This window comes from Micromonospora sp. NPDC047756 (assembly GCF_055587245.1).
In genome coordinates, this window is record NZ_JBVJGQ010000001.1 from 412,099 (window position 1) to 426,679 (window position 14,581).

General features: G+C 72.6%; 16 protein-coding genes. 11 read left to right on the forward strand and 5 right to left on the reverse strand.

From position 1 onward, the window contains the following. Positions 1-4: 4 nt before the first annotated feature. The 8 genes from eccB (at position 5) to ACZ6NZ_RS01930 (ending at position 6,606) form a co-directional block, all read left to right on the forward strand. The gene (eccB, locus tag ACZ6NZ_RS01895; protein ID WP_465854953.1) at positions 5-1,612 is read left to right on the forward strand and encodes a type VII secretion protein EccB; all 1,608 of its coding nucleotides are present in this window, start codon (positions 5-7) and stop codon (positions 1,610-1,612) included. 46 nt (positions 1,613-1,658) lie between these two features. Beyond that, complete coding sequence (locus ACZ6NZ_RS01900; protein WP_355004994.1) at positions 1,659-2,069, forward strand: hypothetical protein; 411 nt, start codon at positions 1,659-1,661, stop codon at positions 2,067-2,069. Further along, entirely contained in the window at positions 2,062-3,360 is a 1,299-nt protein-coding gene (locus ACZ6NZ_RS01905; protein WP_465854955.1) for a WXG100 family type VII secretion target, read from the forward strand. The genes ACZ6NZ_RS01900 and ACZ6NZ_RS01905 overlap by 8 nt, the downstream gene beginning before the upstream one ends. 266 nt (positions 3,361-3,626) lie before the next feature. Further along, the gene (locus ACZ6NZ_RS01910; RefSeq protein ID WP_465854957.1) at positions 3,627-3,947 is read left to right on the forward strand and encodes a hypothetical protein; all 321 of its coding nucleotides are present in this window, start codon (positions 3,627-3,629) and stop codon (positions 3,945-3,947) included. A 158-nt stretch (positions 3,948-4,105) separates the two neighbouring features. Further along, positions 4,106-4,924: a hypothetical protein gene (locus ACZ6NZ_RS01915; RefSeq protein ID WP_465854958.1), complete on the forward strand. Its 819-nt coding sequence runs from the start codon at positions 4,106-4,108 to the stop codon at positions 4,922-4,924. Between the two features lie 33 nt (positions 4,925-4,957). After that, a complete protein-coding gene (locus tag ACZ6NZ_RS01920) occupies positions 4,958-5,299 on the forward strand; it encodes a YkvA family protein (protein ID WP_465854960.1) in 342 nt (113 codons plus the stop codon). 31 nt (positions 5,300-5,330) lie between these two features. After that, entirely contained in the window at positions 5,331-5,738 is a 408-nt protein-coding gene (locus tag ACZ6NZ_RS01925) for a pyridoxamine 5'-phosphate oxidase family protein (protein WP_357200033.1), read from the forward strand. Positions 5,739-5,961: 223 nt separating this feature from the next. Then, positions 5,962-6,606 (forward strand): C39 family peptidase, encoded by a 645-nt coding sequence (locus tag ACZ6NZ_RS01930; protein WP_465854963.1) that lies wholly within the window; start codon positions 5,962-5,964, stop codon positions 6,604-6,606. Between the two features lie 10 nt (positions 6,607-6,616). Here ACZ6NZ_RS01930 and ACZ6NZ_RS01935 read toward each other — a convergent pair whose 3' ends face one another. Then, positions 6,617-8,008 (reverse strand): FUSC family protein, encoded by a 1,392-nt coding sequence (locus ACZ6NZ_RS01935; RefSeq protein ID WP_465854965.1) that lies wholly within the window; start codon positions 8,006-8,008, stop codon positions 6,617-6,619. Positions 8,009-8,104: 96 nt separating this feature from the next. On the opposite strand from ACZ6NZ_RS01935, the gene ACZ6NZ_RS01940 reads away from it, so the two are divergent. Further along, positions 8,105-8,704, forward strand: a complete 600-nt coding sequence (locus tag ACZ6NZ_RS01940) for a hemerythrin domain-containing protein (protein ID WP_465854967.1) — start codon at positions 8,105-8,107, stop codon at positions 8,702-8,704. A gap of 70 nt (positions 8,705-8,774) precedes the next feature. On the opposite strand, the gene ACZ6NZ_RS01945 is transcribed toward ACZ6NZ_RS01940, so the two are convergent. Continuing rightward, positions 8,775-8,945: an antitoxin gene (locus tag ACZ6NZ_RS01945; RefSeq protein ID WP_231393380.1), complete on the reverse strand. Its 171-nt coding sequence runs from the start codon at positions 8,943-8,945 to the stop codon at positions 8,775-8,777. Between the two features lie 213 nt (positions 8,946-9,158). On the opposite strand from ACZ6NZ_RS01945, the gene ACZ6NZ_RS01950 reads away from it, so the two are divergent. Beyond that, positions 9,159-10,259, forward strand: coding sequence for an AI-2E family transporter (locus tag ACZ6NZ_RS01950; protein WP_465854969.1), 1,101 nt, complete (start codon positions 9,159-9,161; stop codon positions 10,257-10,259). On the opposite strand, the gene ACZ6NZ_RS01955 is transcribed toward ACZ6NZ_RS01950, so the two are convergent. Beyond that, on the reverse strand, positions 10,260-10,913 hold the full coding sequence (locus tag ACZ6NZ_RS01955; RefSeq protein ID WP_465854971.1) for a dienelactone hydrolase family protein: 654 nt from the start codon (positions 10,911-10,913) through the stop codon (positions 10,260-10,262). It lies immediately after the preceding gene. 191 nt (positions 10,914-11,104) lie between these two features. On the opposite strand from ACZ6NZ_RS01955, the gene ACZ6NZ_RS01960 reads away from it, so the two are divergent. Continuing rightward, complete coding sequence (locus ACZ6NZ_RS01960; RefSeq protein WP_366605643.1) at positions 11,105-11,299, forward strand: hypothetical protein; 195 nt, start codon at positions 11,105-11,107, stop codon at positions 11,297-11,299. A 98-nt stretch (positions 11,300-11,397) separates the two neighbouring features. On the opposite strand, the gene ACZ6NZ_RS01965 is transcribed toward ACZ6NZ_RS01960, so the two are convergent. Both ACZ6NZ_RS01965 and ACZ6NZ_RS01970 read right to left on the reverse strand, forming a co-directional pair. Continuing rightward, positions 11,398-13,770 (reverse strand): glycoside hydrolase family 65 protein, encoded by a 2,373-nt coding sequence (locus ACZ6NZ_RS01965; RefSeq protein WP_465854972.1) that lies wholly within the window; start codon positions 13,768-13,770, stop codon positions 11,398-11,400. Then, positions 13,767-14,570: an HAD family hydrolase gene (locus ACZ6NZ_RS01970; RefSeq protein ID WP_465854973.1), complete on the reverse strand. Its 804-nt coding sequence runs from the start codon at positions 14,568-14,570 to the stop codon at positions 13,767-13,769. The genes ACZ6NZ_RS01965 and ACZ6NZ_RS01970 overlap by 4 nt, the downstream gene beginning before the upstream one ends. Positions 14,571-14,581: the final 11 nt, after the last annotated feature.

The window sequence follows — 14,581 nt, forward strand, 5'->3', positions numbered from 1 at the left end:
AGTCATGCGGACCCGCCGCGATCAGGTGCAGGCGTACCGCTTCGTCACCCGCCGCATCGTCTCCGCCTTGCTGTCGGGTGATCCGGAGACCACCAACCTGCCGATGCGACGGCTCGGCATGGCCGTCTTCGGCAGTGTCCTCACCGCGGCCATCGTGCTCGGCGGGGTCGGCGCCTACGGCCAGTTGACCGGTGGTACGGCACCGCTGGACGACCAGACCCTGGTCATCGAACGGGAGACCGGCGCGACGTACGTGTTCATCGAGGGCAAGCTGCACCCGACGCTCAACTACACCTCGGCGCGCCTCATCGTGAACGATGCGAGCGCCCAGGTGCGGACGATGTCCCAGGCGTCGCTGCGGGACCGGCCCCGCGGCGTCACCGTCGGCATCGTCGGGGCACCGGACGCCCTGCCGGACCGCAAGTCGCTGACCGGCCTGCCCTGGTCGGTCTGCGACGTGCCCGATCCGGTCGACCGGCAGCGGTCCAGCACCCGGCTGGTGATCGACCGTGCGCTGCCCGGCGGCACGCCACTGGGTGACCGGGCGGTGCTGGTCTCGGCGAACGACCAGCGGTACCTGGTGACCAGCGACACCCGACTCCAGCTGCTCGACCCGTCCCGCACGATCACGGCGCTGCGGATGGCCGGCACCGAGCGACTCCAGGTCGGACAGCAGCTGCTCAACGCCGTCCCGGCCGGGCCACCGCTGCGCCGGCCGTCACTGCCCGGCGAGGGTGAGCCCAGCAGTCGCACGGTGGCAGGGCAGACGTACGACGTCGGTTCGGTGTTCAAGGCCGCCGGGCGGCACTACGTGCTGACCCGGGACGCTCTCGTCTCAATCAGTGAGATCACCGCGCTGCTGCTGGTCAGCAACGGCGGTCGGATCACCGACATCACGCCGAACCAGGCCAGCGAGGCGTTCGAGGAACGTCGGATCGAGGAGGAGGGGGTGCCGGCGACGATGCCCGCTCTCTACCCGGCCCAGCCCGGTCAGACCACGCTGTGCGCGACGTACCGCAAGGGCGGCGCGGGCGGCCCGCCGACCACCACCCTGGAGGTCTTCGACCGGGTGCCGAGCGAGTTGACCGACAGCGATCCGGGCCTGGTGCCGGTGCGCCAGACCAGGCGCGACGCCGTACGCACCGCCGAGGCGGTGCTGCTGCCCGGCGGCAAGGGTGTCATCGCGCAGGCCTCGCCCGGCGCCGGGACCAGCGGGTCCGGGGCCGCCGGGTCGACGATCTACCTGATCAGCCCGCAGGGCATCCGGTATCCGCTCGGTTCGGCGGCGACCCTCGACGTGCTCGGGTACGGCGGGATCACCCCGCTGGCGGTGCCCGGCTCCCTGCTGGCACTGATCCCGACCGGGCCGACGCTGAACCGCGAGGACGCGTTCGCCGTCTTCGCCGCCGACGGACCGGCACCGAGCGCACCGCCGTCGGCCGCACCCTCGTCGGCCGCGCCGAGATCGGGCTCGCCGTCCGCGGCACCACCGTCGGGCACGCCGTCCGCCGCGCCACCGTCGGGGTCGCCACCGCCGAGTCCGGCCAGTGGCACCCCGTCGAGCGGTGGGACCGGCGGGGGGTCCACGGAATCGACCGACGCCGACGGCTGAGCAGCTCCGACGGGTCGCCCGGAGTCGCACTGGTGGACTAACCTGGATGCCGCTGACGGTTGTCAACCAGAACGACGGGGATGTTGCCATGGCCGGGCGTACGGAAGTCGACCTGTTGTCCCTTGAGGACTTCCACGAGCACCTGGCGTCGCGGTTGAGCCAGGCCGAGTCGGTGCTGCGCAAGCTCAACACCGAGATGCAGTGCCGTCCTCCGGCGCTGGGCTCGTTCTTCGACGCCACCGACAAGGCGCGGCGCTACAGCGAGGTCCACCAGTCCTATGTCGACCAGGCCGAACGGATCCGGCAGGCGGTGCTGGCGGCGCAGCAGGCGACGAGCACGATCCTGAACAACTACCGCACCGCCGAGGCGCGTAACGCGGCGAACGCCGACGATGTCACCGCCGCGCTGACCCCGGTCGACCGGGCGTTGCAGCCGAAGGAGGACGGGCGTGTCTGACTACACCCAGCGCTACCAGGGCAACAGCCACCAGCAGCTGTACGACGGCCTGATGGCGGGCAAGCCCGAGCAGATCGAGGGCGTGGCCACCCAGTGGGCCGAGCTCAAGGGCATCCTCGACGGTCTCGGCCGGGAGCTGAGCGGCGACCTCGACAAGCTCGCCAACGCCTGGACGGGTTCGGCGGGTCAGGAGTTCCACCGGCGACTCAGCTTCATCGTCGCCCACACCGACGCGCTGGGCGAAGGGATGGCCGGCATCAGGCAGGGGTTGACCATGATGGCCGACCATCTGCGCGACGCCCACAAGCAGGCTGAGAGCCCGGAGGAGACCGACGACAACGACAAGGCGATCGGCGGTGCGATCAAGGGTGGCGCGGTCTTCGGTCTGACCGGTCTGATCGTCGGGGGCATCGCGGGCCACCAGCAGGACAAGGCAGAGCAGGAGAAGGCCCACCAGCGGATGGTGAACCTGGTGGCCGGCCTGGCCAACAGTTACGAGCTCTCCGCCTACGACCGGGTGGTCGAGCCGCCCCCACCGGACCCGGACACTCCGACCACCGCCCGGAAGGATCCGACGACGCCACAGAGCGTCTCGGCGATCGCCCGGGTGAGCGGCGGCCCCCACACCGGCACCGACACCGGGCGCAAGGGTGACGCGACCATCTCGACGCCCGACCATGTCGCGCAACCGCCGGGCGACGACGGTTCGACGCCGGGCGAGGTCGGCGGAGTCACCGGCGGCGGGGCTGCTGTCGTGACCGTTCCGACCGGCGCTGGCAACGATCTCGCTGGCGGGGGCACGTCCCTCGCCGGGGCGGACCCGCTCCTCGGCGGCGCGCTGCTCGGCGGGGGTGCCGCCGGGCTGGTCGGGCTGTCCGGGCCGGCCGGCGCGCCGACCGCGGCGAGCACCGGTCCCGGCCTGCTCTACGGGGCGCAGGGCGGGGCACCGGCCGGCGGGGTGTTGCGTAGCGGCGCGCTCGCCGGCTCGGGCAGCGCGGCCCCCACGTCGGCTCGACCGACCGGCGGCGGCGCGGCCCCGGCGGAGACCCGCGCCGCCAACGGGGTCGGGCGCAGCATCGACGGCCAGCGTGGTGGGAGCGGCGGCCGTCCGGCCATGACCGGTGGCAACGCCCGGCCGGGGTCCGGCGGCGCTCGTCCCGGTGTGCTCGGCGGGCAGGGTCGTGCGCAGGACGACGACTCCGACGAGCGGCTGACCTGGCTGACCGAGGACGAGATGGTGTGGCAGGGCGACGAGAGGGCTGCGCCCCCGGTGCTCGGTACCGGCGACTGACCAAGGCCCACCGCCGGGCGGACCGCACCACCACGGGCCACCCGCGCCATCGGCGGTGCCACCCGGATGATGCAAGCGGTGCCCCCGATCGGACCGGATCCGGTCGGGGGCGTTGCCGTTCCCGGGCCCTGGTCGGCGGTGTCCACAGTGCGCATGGTGGTGGCGGTCACGCCCGCGCCGTCCATCGCCGTGCTGCGGTCGGCCGGAACGGGCGATAGGTTGGTCGGGTGTCATCCGCAGCGTCCGTCCGCCCAGCCAGGTGGGCTGTGCTGCGGTCACTGCGGGAACTGACCCGCCTGGCGGTCACCGCGCTGGTCCTCGCGGTCGGCCTCGGTGCCGCTCTCGCCGCGACTCCACCGCCCACCCCCACGCAGCTGCGGCCCAGCGCCGTGAGCAGCCGGGTGGCGACTGTCAGCCCGGTCGCCGTCGCGGCCGACGAGAGCGCCGGCCAGCCCGCTGAAGCCCCGCCGGCTGGCACGCTCGACACCGCCACGGCGACCGGTCCGGTCGCGGCGGGCCCGACGCACGCCCCGGCCGCCGATCCCGGCCGTGGCTCTCCCGCACGACGCGGCCCACCCGCCCGCTGAGCCAGGCCCGGCGATCCCCGGGGCCCGACCCCGACTGATCCTCCCGCACGGCACCTGAGTTCGCCGTCCACGGGATCATCCCGCCACCGCGCCGACCGGTGCCGCCGCGCCTTCCTGCCGCCCGTCGATACCCGCCTTCGACCGCGAGGTGCTGAAACATGCAAACCGTCCTCTCCGCCGTCCTGCCCGACCTCTCCCGGGCCGCCGTCATCTGGCTGAGCCTCCTGGGGGTGGTGGCCGTCGCCGTCTCCGCCCTCCTGCTGCGACCCGGCCGGCTCCGCTTCGACCCGGGTTCCCGGATCCGGCGCGCCGCGATGCCGAGCCAACTTGAGCAGGCGCAGGAGGAGCGGGAGCAGAGCCGCTACGCGCAGGAGGTCGCGGTCGCCGCGGAGCGGGCGACCACCACGGTGCGGCGTCGACGGGCGGAATGGGTGGCCGCGCAGGAGGCGGTCGAGGCGGCCTGGCTGGCGTACGAGGCGGCCGAGGCCGGCGTACGGCGGTTCGACGCGGCGGCCGCGATGCCGCTGCCGCACACCGTACGGACCCCCGCGGAGTACGCGGACCGCGAGCGCTACCTGCACCGAGCGGCGCTGGACGCGTACTGGCGGCGAGAGCTGTCGGTGGAGCAGCTCAGCGACGTCTTCGCGCACCGCGACGGCTGGGACCCGCGACTGCACCCGGTCGAGCAGGAGCTGGTGCTCCAGCGGGCGATCCGGGACAACCTGGCGGCCCGGCACGCCGCAGCCCGCGAGCGGGAGCAGAGCGCGTGGCGGGCGGCGGAGGTGGCGGTTGCCGCGGCTCGCAGTCTGCGCGAGGAGGCGCACGCCGCGAGCGGACGACGGGTCGCCGAGTCCGCGTCGGTGCTGCCGCTGAGCGAGGTCGCCCGGCCGGTGGGCGCGCAGGCCCGGGAGAACGTCGAGCAGACCCGGGAGAACACGGTGATCGCTCGCGGCCGTGCGACGGTGCCCGCGTTCTGAGCCGCGCGGGCTCTGGTGGGTTAGCGTGACGGCATGTCCCGACAGGCGTGGGTCCTCGTGGTGATCGCCAGCATCCTGGCGCTCGCCACACTGGTCGGTGCCGTGGTGCTGGCGGTACGGGTGGTGCGTACCCGGCGGATGCTGACCGGGCTGGGCGCGGGCGGCAAGATCGCCTTCTACGGGGCGCTGATCTACACGATCTTCCCGGTCGACGTGCTGCCGGACCCGATCTACCTGGATGACATGGGGGTCCTGGCCGCCGCGCTGATCTACCTGACCCGGCTGGTGCACCAGCGTCGGGCGGCCGGTCGCCAGCTGCCCGGTCAGCCGGACGCCCCGCCGGATCGCGGCCAGATGCGCCGCCGCGTGCCATGATCGGGATCGGTTCGGCGGACAGGGGACGGGCATGGCGGGCGATCATCGGTTGGACGTGCACGATGAGCGGGTTGTCGCCTTCTGCGCCGAACGACACCTGGCGACGCTGACCACCCTGCGGGCGGACGGCACCCCGCACGTCGTACCGGTCGGGGTGACTCTCGACCCGGCGGCCGGCCTGGCCCGGGTCATCACCTCCGGCGCGTCCCGCAAAGCCCGTCAGGTGGCGGCTGCCGGCGCGGCGGGCGCGGCGGTGGCCGTCTGCCACGTGGATGGCCGCCGTTGGTTGACCATCGAGGGCCGCGCGGTGCTGCGGTCGGATCCGGCCGCCGTGGCGGAGGCGGAGCGACGGTACGCCGAGCGGTATCGGACACCACGTCCGAATCCGGAGCGGGTGGTCATCGAGATCACCGTGACCAGGTTGTTGGGCAGCCTCTGAGCTGACCGGGTGTCCCCGATGACCGGTTCGGGTCGGGCCGGACGCCCTGCGGCCCCCGGTGCCGACAGCCGGCGGAATTCTCGGTGGAGCAGAGCCGTTACGCCCTCGGTACGCCCAGGGCCGAGACCACAGCTGGTCGGCCCCCGTGTTGCGCCGAGCGCCATTCCCGGTGCTGCCGCCCTCCGCTTGTCGGAGCCGACAACCCCCGAACGGAGACTCGACCATGAACCCGATCGTCCAGAAGAGCGGTCTGTCCGTCGTCGGCCTGCTCGTCGCCGGCGGCTGCGCCCTCGGCCCGGCGGTGGCCGCACAGGCCGCGCCGGCACCCGCCGCGCCGGCCTCGTCGAGCCAGACCGACAGGCACGCCGAGCGGGTCCTCGGCGTCGACTACCAGGCCCAGCCCAACTTCTACTACTGCGGCCCGGCCGCGACCAGGATCGCGTTGTCCGCCCAGGGCAAGGCGCTCTCCCAGGACGAGGTGGCCCGGCTGCTCGGCACCACCGAGGCGGGCACCCCCTCGGCCCTGGACACCACCCGGGTGCTCAACGAACTGACCGGCGGCAAGTACCGGACCACCGAGATCCGTGATTCGGTGGCCCGCCCCGAGCAGGTCGAGCAGCTGCGCCGTGACGTGCTGGCCGCGGTGGACGCCGGCCGCCCGGTGGTGGCCAACATCAAGGGCACGACCGTGGACACCGACGGCAACCCGCACTCGTACGAGGGGGGCCACTACCTCACCCTCGTCGGCTACCGCGACGGTGGTGACACGATCCGGGTCGCCGACCCGGCCGACCCGGCGTTGGGCGAGTACTGGATGAGCCTGCCGAAGGTCGCCAACTGGATCGCCGAGCGCGGCTACTCCTCCTGATCCGGACAGTTCACCGGGCCGGCCTCTCCCGTGCGGGGAGGCCGGCCCGACCGTTGTCACGGGTGCGGGACGCCAGGTGCGCGCGTCGGCGGGCTCGGGCGGCTCGCGTCGGTGGAGCCCGGTGCAGTTGTCGGCGCAGTGGCGGGTGGATCTCCGCCTCGCCGGCTCCGGCCGCCCGGCGCACGATGCGGTTGGCGTCCTCCGGTTCGTAACCCGCCGCCCGGAGCAGGTCGCTGGCCGCGGTACGCAGCCCGGTGACGAGGGATTCGCCGAACGACCTGACCCCGGCCGCCGATGCCTGCCCGGCCAACTCGGCGCACTGCTCGACCAACCGACGGGTGCGCTGGGTGTCGTCGCCGACCTTGCACTCCGCACGCATCTCCGCCACCGCCTGACCCAGTCGGCCCATCGCGTCCGGCAGCTCCGGTGGGATCGGCTCGTCGTACTGCAACGCGGTGGTCGACCAGCGGGCCATCGCCCGGCTGTCCAGCAGTAACCGCTCCAGGTGGCCCGCGCTGCGGGCGTAACGGTGGTACTGCTGCCGGCGGTGCCAGCGCACCGGGGCGATCGTCACCACCTCCTCGGCGCCGCTGAGCGCGTCGTGCAGCCGGCCCAGATCGTCCTCGGTGCTGCGAAGCCGGTCGAGGACGCCCATGGTCCGGGCAACGTCGCGCCCGCGCATCGCCTGCGCCAGCTCGTCGAGTTGCTCGCAGAGGATCGCGAAGATCGGTGCGGCGGCCCGGTCCAGCACCCGCATCGGATTGATCGGCAACAACAGCGCGACCACCACCAGGCCGACTGCCCCACCGACGAGCGCGTCGAAGATGCGGGGCACCTCCAGGCCGCGTTGCATCGGGGCCAGCGTGGCGATCAGCACGGCGGTACCGCCGGCCTGACCGACGAGCGGACCACCCTTGCCGGCCACCAGCAACGCGCTGGCGATGGCCAGCGCGACCACCACACCGGTCTGCCACGGACCCGAGCCGAGCAGGAATCGCAGCGTGTCGCCGATGATGATGCCCAGGGCCACGCCGCCCAACAGTTCGAAGGTGCGCCGTGCCCGCTGCCCGATGGCGGTGGCGATCGTGCCGACGGCGGCGGCGGGTGCGAAGACGTGCGATCCCTGGCCGAGCAGGTGCTGGGCGAGCAGGGCGGCGATCGCCGCGGCCAGCCCGGCCTGAATGGAGATCACCAGGGTGACCTCCCACTGCCGGGCCCGGATCCGACCGGCCTGCCCGCCACGGTGCCGCACCCGCCGGACCGTCCGCTGGGCGGTCTCATCGAACCGCGACTGATCACGGTCGGCGGGTGGGCGGTCGTCGGCCATGGCGGCGGTTACCCCGGCGGCGGCACGGCAATCGTGTCGGCCCGGCACCACCGTCACCGCAGGTACCACAGACACCGTCGTACGCATCGTCAACCGTGGGTTTGTGCAGCCCCGTGGGGGTACCAGAGCCACACACCTCCCACCGATCCGCAACCGGTAAGGGGCCGTGACATGACCAATCCACCGAACACCGACGACCACGACGCTGTCGACATCCTGGTCTCCGATCACCGTGCGATCGAGGCAGTCCTGGTCGAGTTGGCGACCCGGCAGGGCACTGTCGAGCACCGCCGCCGCCTCGCCGACGTGGTGATCGCCGAACTCGTCCGCCACTCGGTGGCCGAGGAGGCGTACGTGTATCCGATCGCCCGAAAGGTGCTGCCCGACGGCAACGAGATCGCCGACCGGGAGATCGCGGAGCACGCCGACGTCGAGCGGACCATGAAGGAGTTGGAGTCGGCCGACCCGTCCGACCCCCACTTCGACGAGCTGCTCGCCCACCTGACCAGCACCGTCCGACAGCACGTGGCGGAAGAGGAGAAAGAGCTCTTTCCGCGGCTGCGCGCGGCGACGGCCCGCGAGGAGCTGGTCGAGATCGCCGCCCGGGTGACGGTGATCAAGGAGATCGGGCCGACCCGGCCACACCCGGGGAGCCCGGAGCACCCACCGGCGAACAAGCTGCTCGCCCCCGGCATCGGCCTGGTCGACCGGCTACGCGACGCGTTGAGCGGCCGACCCACCTCGCTGGACGAGCTACCCGACAAGCGCTGACCCGGGCACCATCCGGACCTGGCACTCCCGGGTCGCCGACGGCTCGGCGACCCGGGAGAAGCGCGGCGGGTCAGCGGACCTGATCGCCCTCACCGGTGCGCGCCTGGGCCTGGTCGACGCCCTTGTCGATCTGATCGCCGTACTTGCCGCCGGTGCGCTTGTCGGCCATGTCGCCGGCCTTCTCCGCACCCTGGTCGACCTGCTTGTCATGCTTGTCCGCGAAGTCCTTGGCCTTGTCCATGAAGTCACCCACGGCGTTCCTCCTCAGTCCGGTCCGTCCCCTTCGCGTTCCCTCGGCCGGACCACGCAAACGCCGCCGCTGCGGACGTGATCGGCGAACACCCACCGGCGTCACTCCGGCCGACGTACGATCCGCGCGGGCGACGGCCAGCGAATCGGGTGTCGGGGCACGACCGACCGGGTACCGACCTCGTCGACATCGAGGAGGACCGACATGGCCGCAGAGGTACCCGGACCGACAGGCGGCCCCGGGCCGCGCCAGACCTGGGCGGCGCTGCCGTGGCTGGTCCGGACCGCCGTGTTGTGGAGCGCCTGCCTGGTGGTGATCGCCGCCGGGCTCTACCTGCTCGGCCGGATCGCCGTCCTGTTGGCGCCGCTGGCCATCGCGCTGGCCGCCACCATCTTCCTCACCGCGCTGCTGGATCCGGTCCTGCTGCTGCTGCGCCGGTTCCGCCTGCCAGCGGCGCTGGCCGCGCTCTGCACCGTACTGCTGCTGCTCGGCATCCTGGTCGGCGTCGGCGCTCTGGTCTGGAACCTGACCGCCAGCCAGTTCGATCAGCTCAGCCAGGAGTTGACGCAGGGGGTCGATCGCAGCCGGGACTTCGTGACGTCCACCCTGCCGGTCAGCGAGGCACAGCTGGACCGGCTGGTCGACCAGGCCCGGGAGGGGCTCAGCGGCAGCTCCCCGGACCCGGTGGCCGGCGCCCGGACCGCCACCGAGGTGTTCGGCTCCGCGCTGCTGGCTCTGGTGCTGCTCTTCTTCCTGCTCAAGGACGGCCGGTCCATGTGGCACTGGGTGCTGTCCCGGGTCTCCGGTCCGAACCAACCCGTGCTGGCCGAGGCCGGCCGCAACGGGTGGCAGACGCTGGGCGCGTACAGCCGGGGCACCATGTTCATCGCCGCGGTCGACGCGCTGGGCATCGGGCTGGCTCTGGTGGTGCTGCGGGTGCCACTCGCCCTGCCGCTGGCGTTGATCACGTTCCTCGGTGGGTTCGTGCCGATCATCGGGGCGACGGTGGCCGGCGCGGTGGCGGTGCTGGTGGCGCTGGCCGCCAACGGTCCGACCACAGCACTGCTCACCCTCGCGGCGGTGATCGCCGTCCAGCAGATCGAGGGCAACCTGCTGGAGCCGCTGGTCATGAAGCGGCAGGTCCGACTGCATCCGGCGGTGATCCTGGTGGCGGTCACCGCTGGCACGCTGATCGCGGGCATCGCTGGCGCCTTCGTCAGCGTCCCGATCACCGCCGTCCTCTGGCGCGTCATCGACACCGTCCAGCAGCGCCGCTCGGCCGCGGCACTGCTGCCCTCGGACTGATCATCGTCGACCGAGGTGCGTGGTGAACCAGGTGCCAGCCTGATCGGCGACCTGCTCAAGGGTGCCGGGCTCCTCGAAGAGGTGGGTGGCGCCGGGGATCACCCGCAACTCGCCGACCTCCCCCAACTCGGCCAGCGCCCGCTCGTTGAGTGTGATCACCTCTTCGTCCAGCCCGCCGACCAGAAGCAATGTCGGGGTACGCACCTGGGCCAGCGCGTTCCCGGCCAGGTCCGGCCGACCACCCCGGCTGACCACCGCGGCCACCCGATCGGCACGGGACGACGCCGCGACCAGGGCGGCGGCAGCACCCGTGCTGGCTCCGAACAGCCCGATCGGCGCATCGCCGGCAGGACGCTCGACGGCCAGCCAGTCGACGATCCCGGCCAGCCGGCTGGCCAGCAGCCCGATGTCGAAGCGCAGTTCGGCCGGGCGCGCGTCCACCTCGTCCTCGGCGGGGGTGAGCAGGTCCGCCAGCACCGTGCCGAGCCCACGGTCGTTCAGCGTCCGGGCCACCGCCACGTTGCGCGGGCTGTGCCGGGAACTGCCGCTGCCGTGCGCGAACAGCACCACGCCGACCGGCTGGGCGGGCAGCGTCAGATCGGCGGCGAGTTGGGCGTCCCCGACCGGAACGGTCACGCTGCGCTGCTGGTCCATGCCCCACCTCCGCGTCCTCGCCGGTGGCCCGGGTACCCCGCCCACCGCCGGGCACGCACGCCGCGACGGCGTCAACCGCGGGCCGTGGGCCCGCCGCCGGGCCGCGTTTGTCGGCTGGGGCGTCGGGTACGCGACGAGCGACCGCAGACCGTGTCGGCGCAGCCGCGCCCCGACGGATCGCGAGGATCGCCATGGCCAAGCAGCAGATTTCCCGGCAGCAGCAGCTGACCGAGCGAGCCCAGCGTGAACAGGACGCCGGGCGCAACCAGGACGTCGGGGACCAGGATTTCGGTGATCAGGCCGCTTCGGCCCGGCTGCCCGACGACCCGAAGGCGGCGGCGCCCCGGGACGCGATCGGGCGTCCGTCGACCGGCGAGCCGGTCTGATCGACTGTGACCGGCGAACCAGTCTGATCAACTGTGACCGGCGAGCCGGTCTGATCGACGGCGCGGGCGGGCGGGCGGGGAGACTCCCGCCCCGCCCGTCACTGTTCGCGTTCGGGCAACCGCAGCAGCGGGGACCGGCCCGGCGGCTGCTCGGGCGGCGGGCCGGACGGCTCGGCCGGCGGCACCGGCACCGTCACCGGCTCGTCGCAGGTCACCCGCAGTAGCTGGTCATGGTGGCGCAGCTCCACCACGTCGTCCGGGCCGCCGTGTCGCAGCGAGTACGTCGTCTGGTGCGGCCGGACATCCACCCGCAGCGACAACCCCCGCCACTGGAGTGAGAACTCCAACCGGCTGAGTCGGCTGGAGAGCCGGGGGGCGAAGGACAGCTCGCCGTCGTGGTCGCGTAGACCGCCGAACCCGCTGACCAGGGCGAGCCACGCGCCGGCCAACGACGCCATGTGTACGCCGTCGCGGGTGTTCTCGTTGAGGTCGTGCAGGTCCATCAGCGCGGCCTCGCGCAGGTAGGTGTGCGCGAGTTCGGGGTGGCCCACCTCGGCGGCGAGCACCGACTGGGTGCACGCCGACAACGACGAGTCGCGGACGGTGCGGCGCTCGTAGTAGAGGAAGTTGCGCACCTTCTCCTCGGCGGTGAAGGCGTCCCCCCGCCAGTGCATGGCGAGGACCAGGTCGGCCTGCTTCACCACCTGCTTGCGGTACAGCTCGAAGTACGGGTAGTGCAGCAGCAGCGGGTACTTCTCCGCCGGTGTGTGCGTGAAGTCCCATTCCTGGAGTCGGGTGAAACCCTCCACCTGCTGGTGGACCTCAAGCTCATCGTCGTACGGGACGTGCATGGAGGTGGCGGCGTCGCGCCAGCTCGCGGCCTCCTCGTCGGTGACGCCGAGGTGGAACGCCTCGTCCCGATGGCGCATGACCACGTCGGCGGCGGCGAGCAGGTTCCGCTGCGCCATCAGGTTGGTGTAGACGTTGTCGTTCTTCACCGCGGTGTACTCGTCCGGGCCGGTGACCCCGTCGATGTGGAACTGCCCGTGCCGGTCGTGGTGGCCGATCGAGCGCCACAGTCGGGCGGTCTCCACCAGCAGCTCCAGCCCGATCTCCCGTTCCAGCTGGGTGTCCCCGGTGACCATCACGTAGCGGCGCACGGCGTCGGCGATGTCGGCGGCGATGTGGAAGGCTGCCGTCCCGGCCGGCCAGTAACCGGATGATTCGGGGCCGCCGATGGTGCGCCAGGGGAAGGCGGCACCCTTGAGGTTGAGCGTCTCGGCGCGTTCCCGCGCCGAGCCCAGCGTGCTGTGTCGCCACTGCAACGCGCTGCGCACCGCGCTCGGCTGGGTGTACGTGAGCACCGGAAGGACGAACATCTCGGTGTCCCAGAAGGCGTGGCCGTCGTAACCGGGGCCGGTCAGCCCCTTCGCCGAGATCGGCCGTTGCTCGGCCCGCGCGCCGGCCTGCAACACGTGGAAGAGCCCGAACCGGACCGCCTGCTGCACCTCCGGGTCGCCCTCGACCAGCACGTCGGAGGCGTCCCAGAACGCGTCGAGGTAGTTGCGCTGCTCCCGGTGCAGCCCGTCCCATCCGTCGAGCCGGGCGCCGGCCAGTGCCGCGCCGACCTGGTCGCGCAACGCCGGCAGGGACCGGCGACTCGACCAGCTGTACGTCAGATACTTGATCACCCGTAGCTTCTCGCCGGGCTGGAGCACGCAGGCGATGGTGGTCCGCACCCAGTCCTGGTATCCCTCGGACTCGATGGTGGTGTGGTCCGGGCCGTGCACCTCGTGCTCCATGGCGGCGGCGACCCGCAGACCCGAGACCTTCGTGCGGTGGATCAGCTGGCCTCCGTCGGGGGTGGTCAGCTCCTCCTCGGCCTGGAGTGGCGACTCCAGCACCGCCGCGACCCGGGGGTCCTTGCTCTGCGCGGGCAGCGACTCGTTCGCCACCAGCTCGGACTGCACGATCAGCCGCAGCGGGCCGTCGACGGCCTCAACCTCGTAGCTGATGGCGGCCACGGACCGCTGGGTGAACGAGACGAGACGGGTGCTGCGGACCTTGACCTCCCGGCCGGCGGGCGAGCGCCAGTGCAGCTCGCGGTGCAGCGTGCCGGCCCGCAGGTCGAGGATCCGCTCGTGGGCGATCAGCTCGCCGTACCGCACGTCGAGCGGTTCGTCGTCGACCAGCAGCCGGATCAGTTTGCCGTTGGTGACGTTGACGATGGTCTGCCCGGACTCGGGAAAGCCGTAGCCCGCCTCCGCGTACGGCAGTGGACGCAGCTCGTAGAACGAGTTGAGGTAGGTGCCGGGCAGGCCGTGCGGTTCGCCCTCGTCGAGGTTGCCTCGCAGGCCGACGTGCCCGTTGGAGAGCGCGAAGACCGACTCCGACTGGGCCAGCACGTCCATGTCCAGCCGCGTCTCCCGGACGTGCCACGGCTCGACCGGGTAGGCGCGCTCCCGGATCATCCAGAGCCCCGTTCGGCGGCGAGCGGGTCGGTGGCGGTGCGGTTCGGCGCCGGGGGGTTGGCGCCGTCGAGCAGGTCGGCGAGGTCGGTCACCACGATGTCGGCCCCGTGGGCCAGCAACTCGTCGGCCTGCCCGACCCGGTCGACGCCGACCACGTAGCCGAAGCCACCGGCGCGGCCGGCGGCCACCCCGGAGAGCGCGTCCTCGAAGACGGCGGCCTGCGTCGGGTCGACGCCGAGCAGCCTGGCTCCGGCGAGGAAGGAGTCGGGGTGTGGTTTGCCGCGCAGCCCCTGCGTGCGGGCGACGATCCCGTCCACCCGGGCCTCCAGCAGCGGCTCCAGCCCGGCGGCGGCGACCACCTCACCCCCGTTCGCGCTGGCGGTGACCACGGCGCGGCGGAGCCCGGCGGCGGTCGCCGCCTTGAGATAGCGCACCGAGCCCGGGTAGACCTCGACGCCTGCGGTACGCAGACGGTGCAGCAGCAGGATGTTCTTGCGGTTGCCCAGGCCGTTGACGGTCTCCGCCTCCGGCGGGTCGTCCGGGTTGCCCTCGGGCAGCACTATCCCTCGGGAGGCGAGGAACGACCGCACGCCGTCGGCCCGGGGGCGGCCGTCGACATAACGGTTGTAGTCCGGGCCCGGGTCGAACGGTTGGAACGGTTCGCCGGAGGTCGTGGCGCGCTGGCGGAGAAACTCGTCGAACGTCTGCGTCCAGGCGGCGTTGTGTACGCGGGCGGTCTGCGTCAGCACACCGTCCAGGTCGAAGAGACAGGCGGTCACGTGAGCAGGTAGGCCCAGCACGGTACGAATCT